This window comes from Cellulomonas sp. NPDC057328 (genome assembly GCF_042667215.1).
In the GTDB taxonomy this organism is placed as follows: Bacteria; Actinomycetota; Actinomycetes; order Actinomycetales; family Cellulomonadaceae; genus Cellulomonas.
This window is the reverse complement of record NZ_JBHUZW010000005.1, coordinates 60620-71251: the sequence shown is the minus strand read 5'-3', so window position 1 is coordinate 71251 and position 10632 is coordinate 60620. Positions and strand designations below refer to the sequence as shown.

Here is a 10632-nt window from a genome sequence, read left to right as displayed (position 1 = left end):
CTCGCAGGAGGGACCGGGCCGTCGGGATGGTTCTCAGCGCCGGTCGACGTCGACCACGTCGACGCGGACCGGGCCCTCGGTCGCCAGCGCGCCGACGACCGTGCGCAGGGCACGGGCCGTGCGGCCGCCGCGGCCGATGACGCGCCCGAGGTCCTCGGGGTGCACGCGCACCTCGAGCATCTCCCCGCGGCGCAGGGACGAGGCGCGCACGCGCACGTCGTCCGGATGGTCGACGATGCCCCGCACCAGGTGCTCGAGCGCGTCGGCGAGCATCAGGCCTGCTCGTCCTCGGCGGGCGCCTCGGCCGGCGCCTCGGCGGCAGCGGCCTTCTTCTCCGACGCGGACGCCTTGACCTTCTCGGCGTCCAGCGCGGCGGCCTCGACGGCGGCGGCGGCGTCGGCCTTCGGCGCCTTCGTCCGCAGCGTGCCCTCGGCACCGGGCAGGCCCTTGAACTTCTGCCAGTCGCCGGTCACCTTGAGCAGCGCGAGGACCTGCTCGGTCGGCTGCGCGCCGACGCCGAGCCAGTACTGCGCACGCTCGGAGCTGATGTCGATGAGCGACGGCTCCTCGGTGGGGTGGTACTTGCCGATCTCCTCGATCACGCGGCCGTCACGCTTGGTGCGCGAGTCGGCGACGACGACGCGGTAGTACGGCGCACGGATCTTGCCCAGGCGCTTGAGGCGGATCTTCGTTGCCACGAGGTGGTGTCTCCTGATGTCTGCTGAGGCGGCCTGACCTGCGCCTGCCCGTGGGGAGGGCGCGCCGGTCCGGCCTCAAGGACGCAGCGGGCACAGGTAGAGGGGCTGTGCGCGCCGAGTACAGCCGACCATTGTGCCAGACGCGGCGGCCGGTGCGCGCACGCCGTCCGCCCGACCTCGCGCCGGGACGTGCGCCCGCCGCGCCCACCGCGACTTCACCCGCCGCCCGCGCCGGACCGGAGCCGTGCACGTCCACCGCTCCGCTAGCGTCCTGCCGTCGCGGCGCCCGCCGCCAGGACCCGCACCGGAGCACGCCGTGACCACGACCGACCCCGTCCTCGTCGAGCGCACCACCTGCGGCGGCATCCCCACGCTGTGGGCGGACCTCCCCGGCGACCACGTCGGCGCGCTGGTCGTCGGCGTCGGCGGCCGCGACCTCTCCCCCACGACCGCCGGTCTGCACCACCTCGTCGAGCACCTCGTCATGGCGCGGGTCGGGCGCGTGACGGTCGAGCACAACGCCCAGTCGTCGCCCGACTCGCTCATCTTCTGGGCGTCCGGCGACCCCGACGACGTCGCGGACTTCCTCCACCGCGTGGCCGCCGCCGCGCGGTCGCTGCTCGACGTCCGCGACGAGGACCTCGCCGTCGAGCGGGCGACGGTGCTGACCGAGGTGGGACCCGAGTCGCTGTACGCGGGCGTCGGGCCCTTCGCGTCGCGGTGGGGTGCGGCCGGCCTCGGCCTCCTCGACCTGAACCACACCGCCCTGCTGGCGCTCACGGCGGCCGAGGTCCGCGCGTTCGTGGCGCGGTGGTTCGTCACCGGGTGCGCGCGGATCGTGCTCACCGGCCCGCCCGCGGCCGCGCTCGACGTCTCCCTGCCCGTGGGCGAGGCGCCGCCGCGCGCAGCGCACCCGGAGCCCCTCGACATGCCGACACCCGGCATCGCGTACGGCGACGACGGTGCGCTCTCGCTGTCGTTCCTCGTGCGCGCGGACCCCGTCGTGCGGCAGGTGACCGGCGAGGTCGTGCAGGAGTGCCTGCTCCGCGAGCTGCGGCTGCGCACCGGGCGGGTCTACTCGGTCGACGTGAGCGCGTGGCTGGTCGACGACGTGACGAGTGCCTGGGTCGTGAGCACCGACCCCGCGACCCCCGCGGCAGCGCGCGACGTGCTGGCGGCGGCCGTGCGGACGCTGCGCGGGCTGGCCGAGGCGGGGCCCGACGCCGACGTGCTGGCGCACGCGCAGGCGGCGCTGCGATCGCGGTGGGCGCTCAGCGACGCACGTCGCACGTGGCTCGTCCAGGCGGCCGAGGACGAGCTCCGTGGCCTGCCGGCGCCCGCACCGTGGAGTGCCGCGACGGCCGCGGTCGACGCGGACGGCGTCCGCGCCGCGGTGGCGGGCATGCTGCCCAGCCTGCTCGTCACCTACCCGAGCCACCTCGTCGACGACCCCGACGCGTGCGAACGCCTCGAGCAGGAGCTCGGGCTGGAGCCGCACCGCCGGTTCCGGACGTACGAGGGCCTCAAGCGTCGCGAGATCATGATCGACATCGCGACCGGCGGCGAGGGCGGGTCCGGGCTCCCGCGCGCGCTGCTGTCGTCCGCCGGGACGACGCACCGGGGCCGGTTCCTCGGACCGCAGCGGGGCAGGGAGATCGCCCTCGGACCGCGCCAGCTGGTCCTGATCGACGCGGGCATCCGGATCCTCGCGCAGGACGTCGTCCTGGCGGGCGAGGACGACGACGGCGACGTGGAGCTGGTCACGCGCACGGGCGCGTCGGTCGTCCTCAACCCACGGCACTTCCGCCGGGCGACCCGCTCGTGGGAGCGGTTCGTCTCCGCGCTCCCGCCGCACGTCGTCCGGCACAAGCACGGTCTGTCGCGCGTCCTCGCCGCGGCCGGCGCCGCCGTCCCGGAGGAGTCCGCGGTTCAGCGGTGACGCACGCCGCGCAGCACCACCGCCGCGGGCTCCGCCAGCACGCGCACGTCGGTGCGCGGGTCGGCGTCGTAGACCACGACGTCCGCGCTCGCGCCCTCGGCGATGCCGTCCACGCCCAGCCAGGCGCGCGTGCGCCAGCTGGCGGCGGCCACGACGTCGCGGTCCGGGATGCCCGCGGCGGCCATCTCGGCGGCCTCGTCGGCGATGCGCCCGTGGCCGATCGTGCCGCCCGCGTCCGTGCCGACGAGCACGCGCACACCGGCGTCGTGGAGGTCGCGCACGTGCGCGTGCCGACGTCCGTGCATGGCACGCATGCGCGCGGCGAAGCGGGGGTAGCGCGCCTCGCCCTGCGCGGCGATCGCCTCGAACTGCGCGACCTGCAGGAGCGTGGCCGTCACGGGCACGCCCGCGGCCGCGATGCGCTCGACCTGCTCGGGGGTGGCGCCGGTGGCGTGCTCGAGGCAGTCGACGCCCGCGTCGAGCAGCGCGTCGAGGGACTCCGTGGCGAAGGTGTGCGCGGTGACGCGCGCGCCGGCGGCGTGGGCCGCCGCGACCGCGTCCGCCAGCACGGCGTCCGGCCACAGCGGGCGCAGGTCGCCGTCGGCGCCGAGGTCCCGGTCGATCCAGTCGGCGACGAGCTTGACCCAGCCGTCGCCGCGGGCCGCCTCCTCGCGCACCGCGGCCGGCAGCTCCCCGACGTCCGCGAGCTCGCGCCCGTAGCGCCGCAGGTACCGCTTCGGCCGCGCCAGGTGACGGCCCGCCCGCAGCAGCCGTGGCAGGTCGTCGCGCGCGTGCACCCACGCCGTGTCCGCGGGCGACCCGGCGTCGCGGATGAGCAGCACCCCGGCGTCACGGTCGGCGAGCGCCTGACGCTCGGCCGTCGCGTCGTCGACGGGCCCGTCCGCGGCGAGGCCGACGTGGCAGTGCACGTCGACGAGCCCGGGCAGCACCCACCCGTCGAGCACGGTGTCGGGCACGCCCGCGGGACGCTCGAGCGTCAGCCGGTCGCCGACGACCCACGCCTCCCCCACCTCGTGCTCGTCGCCGAGCACGACGGTCCCCCGCAGGTGCGTGACCGTCATGGCCGGCTCAGCGGCCGCCGAAGAGCTTGTCGAAGCCCGCGGGCAGCTGCAGCTCGGCCGGGTCCGGCTCCGCCGGCGCCGCGCCGCCCAGGCCGAAGGCCGAGCCCGCGGGACCGGTCGGCTGCGCGGCGGCGCGGGCCGCGGCGGCCCGCTCCTGCTCGGCCCGCTTGGCGGGGTTGCCGGAACGTGCGCCCTTGCCGCGCTTGGCGGGCGCCTGCTTGCCGCGGGACTTCTTGCCGCCCATGCCCGGCAGGTTGCCCATGCCCGGCATGCCGCCGGGCATGCCGCCGCCCTTGGCCATCTGGCGCATCATCTTCTTCGCGCCCTCGAACCGCTCGAGCAGCTGGTTGATCTCGCTCGGCGTGGTGCCCGAGCCGCGCGCGATGCGGGCGCGGCGCGAGCCGTTGATGATCTTCGGGTTCAGCCGCTCGCCGGGCGTCATCGAGCGGATCATCGCCTCGATGCGGTCGACCTCGCGCTCGTCGAAGTTCTCCAGCGCCTCGCGCATCTGGCCCATGCCCGGGAGCATCCCGAACATCTTCTTGATCGAGCCCATGTTGCGCAGCTGCTGCATCTGCACGAGGAAGTCCTCGAGCGTGAAGTCCTCGCCGCCGACGAGCTTGCCGGCCATCTTCTCGGCCTGCTCGGCGTCGAACGCCTTCTCGGCCTGCTCGATGAGGGTGAGCACGTCACCCATGTCGAGGATGCGCGACGCCATGCGGTCGGGGTGGAACACCTCGAAGTCCGTGAGCTTCTCGCCCGTGGACGCGAACATGATCGGCCGGCCGGTGACGCTCGCGATCGACAGCGCGGCACCACCGCGCGCGTCGCCGTCGAGCTTCGACAGCACGACGCCGGTGAAGCCGACGCCGTCCTGGAAGGCCTGCGCCGTCGTGACGGCGTCCTGGCCGATCATCGCGTCGACGACGAACAGGACCTCGTCGGGCTGCACGGCGTCGCGGATGTCCGCGGCCTGCCGCATGAGCTCGGCGTCGACGCCGAGGCGGCCGGCGGTGTCGACGATGAGCACGTCGTGCTGGCGGCGGCGCGCCTCCTCGAGCCCCGAGCGGGCGACGGAGACCGGGTCGGCGCCGGCGGGCAGCACGTCGTCCGCGCCCTGGTTGCCGGGGTGCGGCGCGTGCACGGGCACGCCCGCACGCTGCCCCACGACCTGGAGCTGCGTGACGGCGTTGGGGCGCTGCAGGTCCGCGGCGACGAGCAGCGGGGTGTGGCCGGAGCCCTTGAGCCACTGCGCGAGCTTGCCCGCCAGCGTCGTCTTGCCCGCGCCCTGGAGGCCGGCGAGCAGGATGACCGTGGGCGGCTGCTTCGCGAACGCGACGGTCCGCGTCTGCCCGCCGAGGATCGCGACGAGCTCGTCGTTGACGATCTTGACGACCTGCTGCGCCGGGTTCAGCGCGCGCGAGACCTCGGCGGAGAGTGCGCGCTCGCGCACGGCGCCGGTGAACTGACGGACGACCGGGACGGCCACGTCGGCGTCGAGCAGCGCGCGGCGGATCTCGCGCACGGTCGCGTCGATGTCGGCCTCGGAGAGCCTGCCCTTGGAGCGCAGGTTCTTGAAGGTCGACGTGAGTCGGTCGGAGAGGGTGGCGAACACCGGACCTCGCTGCGGGACGCGGACGGGCTACGGACGGTCCAGGGTACCTGCCAGTGCGCGGGCCCCCCGGGCGGTGAGGTCGTCGACGAGCGTCGCCCGCCACGTCGTCCACGCGGTGGGCCCGGCCGCCGACGCGTCGGCCTCCGTGAGCGCGCGCAGCAGCGCGAGCAGGTCGGCACGGTGGTCGACCGCGTCGAGCAGACGGTCGAGGGTCGCCGGGTCGTCGTGGTCGGCGCCCGTGGCGAGCTCCGAGAGGGTCAGGTGCTCGCGCACGAGCCGCGTGACGTCCGCGGCCACCTCCGGCGCGAAGCCCATGCGCGTGACGACGGGGCCGGCCAGCCGCGCACCCTCGACCGAGTGGTCGCCGGCACCGGGCCGCTTGCCGATGTCGTGCAGCAGCGCGGCGAGCAGCAGCGTGTCGGGGGCGTCGACGGACCGGCGGTCGCGACCCGCGCGCGCGACGGTCTCCACGAGGTGCCGGTCCACCGTGTGCCGGTGCACGGGCGAGCGTTGCGGGCGGTTGCGCACGCCGGCCCACTCGGGCACCCAGGTCGTCACGACGCCCGCGAGGTCCAGCGCCTCCCAGACCGGCACCTGCGCCGGCCCGGACCCGAGCAGGTGCAGCAGCTGCTGGCGCGCGGCCCGGGGCCAGGGCGTCGGCAGCGGCGGTGTCGCCTCGAGGCTGGCGACCGTCACGGGCGACAGCACGAGGCCGGTGCGGGCGGCCGTCGCGGCGGCCCGCAGCGACAGGACGGGATCGTCGGCGGGGCGTGCGTCGACGGACAGGACGAGCTCGCCGTCGTGCTCGACGAGGCCCTCGGCGATCTGGCGCAGCCGCGGCGGGGTCCGCCGTCCGCGCACGAGCACCGGCCGGCGCGCGGGGCGCTGCAGGGCCTGGCGCGCGTTGCGGGCCGTCGAGTCGAGGGCGTACGAGATGACGCGGCCCGCCTCCGCGACCGACGCGAGCAGGTCGTCGCGGTCGTCGAAGCCGACGAGCGCCGCGACCTCGTCCTGGTCGGCGAGCAGCAGGCGGTTCGTGTGCCGGCGCGTGACGACCTGCACGGCGTCGCGCACGTCCAGCAGGTGCGCGTACGCGTGGTCGACCGCGCCGTGCGGCCGGTCCGTCAGCCACGTCGCGGCGAGCGCGGAGAGCACGACGGCGTCCCGGATGCCGCCGCGGGCCTCCTTGAGGTCCGGCTCGATGAGGTAGGCCAGCTCGCCGTGGCGCTCGGCCCGCTGCCGCGTCGACGCCAGCAGCTCCGGCAGGCGGCGGCGTGCCGCGGACCGCCAGTCCGCGAGCAGCGCCGAGCGGGCGCGCGCCACGACGAGCCCGTCCCCCGCCACCGGCTGCAGCTCGAGCAGCCCCACGGCCGCCGGCAGGTCCTTCGACGCGACCTGGCGGCACTGCGCGAGCGAGCGCACCGCGTGGTCCAGGTCGAGGTTCGCGTCCCAGATGGGGTACCAGAGGCGCTGCGCGAGGTCGGCGAGCTCCTCCGCGCCGTGCCCGCGGCCCTCGTGCACGAGCAGCAGGTCGAGGTCCGAGACCGGGCTCGCGTCGCCGCGGCCGACGCTGCCGACGACGCCCAGCGCGATGCCGGCGACGTCGCGGCCCTGCGTGACCTCGTCCCAGAGCCGCGCGAGCGCGCCCACCACGAGGTCCGCCACCGCGCGACGCCGTGCGAGGCCGTCCGCGCCCGGGCCCGGGGAGCGCGCGGCGAGCTCGAGCCGGGCGGCACGCAGGTCCCGCACCCCGATGGGCTGCGGGACCTGCGGCGACCCGGCGGCGCCCGCGGCGGGCGGCCGTCGTGTCGTCATGTGCTGTGCGCGACCGTCCTGCTCAGAGGGCGTCGTCGCCGTGCTCGCCGGTGCGGACGCGAGCCACGTCCTCGACCGGCACGACCCAGACCTTGCCGTCGCCGATCTTGCCGGTCTGCGCCGCCCGGACGATCACCTCGGTGACCGCCCCCGCGTCGCCGTCCGCCACGAGGACGTCGATCTTCACCTTCGGCACCAGGTCGACCGTGTACTCGGCACCCCGGTACACCTCGGTGTGGCCGCGCTGACGGCCGTAGCCGCTCGCCTCGCTCACCGTCAGGCCGCGGACGCCCGCCGCCTCCAGGGCCGACTTGACGTCGTCCAGCCGGTGCGGCTGGATGACCGCCGTCACGAGCTTCGTCATCACTTCACCTCCGTCACGACGCGGGCACCCGCGCCCAGCGACTCGTACGCCGTCTCGCCGTGGACCGTCAGGTCGAGACCGGACACCTCCTGCTCCTCGGTCGCCCGCAGGCCGATCGTCGCCTTGAGGACCAGCGCGATGACCAGCGTGACGAGACCGGAGAACACCATGGCCAGGAGGGCGACGATCACCTGCGTCGCCAGCTGGCCGGCACCGCCACCGTAGAGGAGGCCGTTCGACGCACCGTCGGGGTACCACGTCGCGTCGGTGTCCGTCGCGAAGAAGCCGATGAGCACGGTGCCGACGAGGCCGCCGACCAGGTGGACGCCGACGACGTCGAGCGAGTCGTCGTAGCCGAACTTGTACTTCAGGCCCACCGCCAGCGCGCAGAGGATGCCCGCGACGAGGCCGATGGCGATGGCGCCCCACGTGTCGACCGCCGCGGCGGCCGGGGTGATCGCGACCAGGCCGGCGACGACGCCCGACGCGGCACCGAGCGACGTGGCGTGGCCGTCACGGACCTTCTCCGTGCCGATCCAGGCGAGCAGCGCGACCGCGGTGGCGACCGTCGTGTTGACCCAGGCGCGCCCGGCCGTGCCGTCCGCGGCGAACTCGGAGCCCGCGTTGAAGCCGAACCAGCCGAACCACAGCAGGGCGGCGCCGAGCATCACGAAGGGCAGGTTGTGCGGGCGCATCGGCTCGCGGCCGAAGCCCTTGCGCTTGCCGAGCACGATCGCGAGGACGAGGCCCGCGACACCGGCGTTGATGTGCACGACCGTGCCGCCGGCGAAGTCGATCGGGATCGGCAGCGCGTCGACGAGGAACCAGCCGCCGCCGAGGAGGCCGCCGCCCCACACCATGTGCGCGAGGGGCAGGTAGGCGAACGTGACCCACAGGCCCGCGAACACCAGCCAGGAGCCGAACTTCATGCGGTCCGCGACCGCGCCGGAGATCAGCGCCGCCGTGATGACCGCGAAGGTCAGCTGGAAGCCCGCGGCGACGAGGAACGGCACGCCGGTCCCCGCCATGAGGCTCTGGTCGTCCGTCGCGCCCTGCAGGCCGAGGAAGTCGGTGGGGTTGCCGATGAAGCCGCCGAGGTCGGAGCCGAAGGCCACCGAGTACCCGTACAGGACCCAGATGAGCGAGACGAGGCCGAGGGCCCCGAAGCTCATCATCATCATGTTGAGCACGCTCTTGCCGCGCACCATGCCGCCGTAGAAGAACGCCAGTGCGGGCGTCATCAGGAACACCAGTGATGCGGCGAAGATGATGAACGCCGTGTTGCCGCTGTCGAGCTCGAATTCCATTGGAGGTCGCCTCTCCCCTCGCCACCGTGCGTGGCTGGTCGGCGACAACCGTCGCGGAGCGGCGTTTCACCGGCGGACGCGGCGCGTTACCGCGACGTGACAACCACCGTCGCGGTGTGAACATCGTGTTTCGACCCGGGCGATCGTCCAGCACTCGGGACGGCGGGCGCCCCACGACGACGCACGGCGCGGGTGCCGGCGGGCACCCGCGCCGTGCGCGCGGCTCAGGTCGTCGGGCGGCTCACTGCCCGAGCAGGCCGTCGACGAACGCCTCCGGGTCGAACGGCGCGAGGTCGTCCGGGCCCTCCCCCAGGCCGACGAGCTTGACCGGCACGCCGAGCTCGCGCTGCACCGCGACGACGATGCCGCCCTTGGCCGTGCCGTCGAGCTTGGTGAGGACGATGCCGGTCACGCCGGCGACCTCGCCGAAGACGCGGGCCTGCTGCATGCCGTTCTGGCCGGTGGTGGCGTCGAGCACGAGCAGCACCTCGGACAGCGGCACGTCGCGGCTCAGCACGCGCGTGATCTTGCCCAGCTCGTCCATCAGCCCGGCCTTGTTCTGCAGACGGCCGGCCGTGTCGACGAGCACGACGTCGGCGCCGTCGGCACGACCCGTGCGCAGGGCGTCGAACGCCACCGACGCCGGGTCGGCGCCGTCGCGGTCGGAGCGGACCGTGGGCACGCCGACGCGCGAGCCCCACGTCTCGAGCTGGTCGGCCGCCGCGGCGCGGAAGGTGTCGGCCGCGCCGAGCACGACCGAGCGCCCGTCGGCGACGAGGACGCGCGCCAGCTTGCCGACCGTCGTCGTCTTGCCCGTGCCGTTGACGCCGACCACGAGGACGACGGCGGGCGCCGGGGTGCCGTCGGCGGCGGTGACCGGCGCCGTGCGCAGCGCGCGGTCCAGGCTCGGGTCGACGAGCGCCAGCAGCTGCTCGCGCAGCACCTCGCGCGCCCGGCCGGGCTCGGACACGCCCTCGACGCGCACGCGCGTGCGCAGCGCCTGGATGATCTCGTCCGTCGGCCCCGCGCCGACGTCCGCGAGCAGGAGCGTCTCCTCGAGCTCGTCCCAGTCGTCCTCGGTGAGCGTGTCGCGGGAGAGCACCTGCAGGAGGCGCGCGCCCAGCGGGGAGCCGTTGCGGGCGAGGCGCTCGCGCAGGCGGCGCAGCCGGCCCGCGGTGGGCTCCGGCGTCTCGACCGGCGGGGCGACGAGGTCCTCGACCGACAGGTCGTCGACGACCGCCCCCTCGACCGCGCCGCTCGTGCCGTCGACCGCGACGTCGGGCGGCACGACGGGCGTCGGCACGACCGGACGGTCGACGACGTCCGTCGCGGTCCGCGTGCCGGGCCGGGCGTCCGGTCGGCGGTCGGGCGTGCGCCGGCGGCGCACGAGCAGCGCCGCGGCCGCGCCGGCCGCGAGCACGGGCGCGCCGACGAGGTAGGGCAGGAGGTCGTTGAGGTCCACGGCGACAGTCTGTCGGCGTCAGGCGCCGCGGCGCACGCGCAGCGTGTGCGCGGCGCGCTGAAGGTCCTCGGTCAGCTCCTCGACGTGGAGGTACCCGTCGCCCTCGCGCGCGTTCGCGCGCAGGAAGTCGGCGAGGGACACGTCCTGCGGCTCGACGGCCGCCGCGGCGGCGGCCTCGGCCTGCTCGGGGTCGGGCTCGCGGCGGGCGCGCCACCCCCGCCGGAAGGCGTCCCAGAGCGACTCCTCGCCGGCCGGCGCGTCCTCGCTGCCCACGCGCGCGAGCAGCAGCACGGCGGCGGCGGCGAGGAGGGCCAGGAGGACCACGGGCACGAGAGTCATGGGACCATTCT

Annotated in this window: 10 protein-coding genes; 1 reads left to right on the top strand and 9 read right to left on the bottom strand. The window is 75.4% G+C overall.

All coding sequences use genetic code 11. The features are described from left to right. Positions 1 to 33 precede the first annotated feature (33 nt). Positions 34 to 273, bottom strand: a complete 240-nt coding sequence (locus tag ACFUMH_RS02195) for an RNA-binding protein (RefSeq protein ID WP_378199691.1) — start codon at positions 271 to 273, stop codon at positions 34 to 36. After that, on the bottom strand, positions 273 to 698 hold the full coding sequence (gene rpsP / locus ACFUMH_RS02190; protein WP_378199688.1) for a 30S ribosomal protein S16: 426 nt from the start codon (positions 696 to 698) through the stop codon (positions 273 to 275). Before rpsP ends, ACFUMH_RS02195 begins: the two co-directional genes overlap by 1 nt. A gap of 316 nt (positions 699 to 1014) precedes the next feature. Between rpsP and ACFUMH_RS02185 the strand changes: the two genes are divergently transcribed. After that, positions 1015 to 2637: a hypothetical protein gene (locus tag ACFUMH_RS02185; protein ID WP_378199685.1), complete on the top strand. Its 1623-nt coding sequence runs from the start codon at positions 1015 to 1017 to the stop codon at positions 2635 to 2637. Here the strand turns inward: ACFUMH_RS02185 and ACFUMH_RS02180 are convergent. The 7 genes from ACFUMH_RS02180 to ACFUMH_RS02150 form a co-directional block, all read right to left on the bottom strand. Further along, positions 2628 to 3719 (bottom strand): amidohydrolase family protein, encoded by a 1092-nt coding sequence (locus tag ACFUMH_RS02180; protein ID WP_378199682.1) that lies wholly within the window; start codon positions 3717 to 3719, stop codon positions 2628 to 2630. The two genes, ACFUMH_RS02185 and ACFUMH_RS02180, sit on opposite strands and share 10 nt — an antisense overlap. Positions 3720 to 3726: 7 nt before the next feature. After that, entirely contained in the window at positions 3727 to 5334 is a 1608-nt protein-coding gene (ffh, locus tag ACFUMH_RS02175; protein WP_378199679.1) for a signal recognition particle protein, read from the bottom strand. 27 nt (positions 5335 to 5361) lie between these two features. After that, positions 5362 to 7149, bottom strand: a complete 1788-nt coding sequence (locus ACFUMH_RS02170) for a [protein-PII] uridylyltransferase (protein WP_378199676.1) — start codon at positions 7147 to 7149, stop codon at positions 5362 to 5364. Between the two features lie 22 nt (positions 7150 to 7171). Further along, on the bottom strand, positions 7172 to 7513 hold the full coding sequence (locus tag ACFUMH_RS02165) for a P-II family nitrogen regulator (protein WP_378199673.1): 342 nt from the start codon (positions 7511 to 7513) through the stop codon (positions 7172 to 7174). Further along, complete coding sequence (locus tag ACFUMH_RS02160; protein ID WP_378199670.1) at positions 7513 to 8820, bottom strand: ammonium transporter; 1308 nt, start codon at positions 8818 to 8820, stop codon at positions 7513 to 7515. The genes ACFUMH_RS02165 and ACFUMH_RS02160 overlap by 1 nt, the downstream gene beginning before the upstream one ends. 241 nt (positions 8821 to 9061) lie before the next feature. After that, entirely contained in the window at positions 9062 to 10282 is a 1221-nt protein-coding gene (gene ftsY / locus ACFUMH_RS02155) for a signal recognition particle-docking protein FtsY (protein WP_378199667.1), read from the bottom strand. 18 nt (positions 10283 to 10300) lie between these two features. Then, the gene (locus ACFUMH_RS02150) at positions 10301 to 10621 is read right to left on the bottom strand and encodes a hypothetical protein (RefSeq protein ID WP_378199664.1); all 321 of its coding nucleotides are present in this window, start codon (positions 10619 to 10621) and stop codon (positions 10301 to 10303) included. Between the last annotated feature and the right edge of the window lie 11 nt (positions 10622 to 10632).

Coding starts and splice junctions, on each gene's coding strand:
- ACFUMH_RS02180 (WP_378199682.1), bottom strand. CDS start 3,719: ATGACGGTCACGCACCTGCGGGGGACCGTCGTGCTCGGCGACGAGCAC.
- ACFUMH_RS02195 (WP_378199691.1), bottom strand. CDS start 273: ATGCTCGCCGACGCGCTCGAGCACCTGGTGCGGGGCATCGTCGACCAT.
- ACFUMH_RS02150 (WP_378199664.1), bottom strand. CDS start 10,621: ATGACTCTCGTGCCCGTGGTCCTCCTGGCCCTCCTCGCCGCCGCCGCC.
- ACFUMH_RS02165 (WP_378199673.1), bottom strand. CDS start 7,513: ATGACGAAGCTCGTGACGGCGGTCATCCAGCCGCACCGGCTGGACGAC.
- ACFUMH_RS02170 (WP_378199676.1), bottom strand. CDS start 7,149: ATGACGACACGACGGCCGCCCGCCGCGGGCGCCGCCGGGTCGCCGCAG.
- ACFUMH_RS02160 (WP_378199670.1), bottom strand. CDS start 8,820: ATGGAATTCGAGCTCGACAGCGGCAACACGGCGTTCATCATCTTCGCC.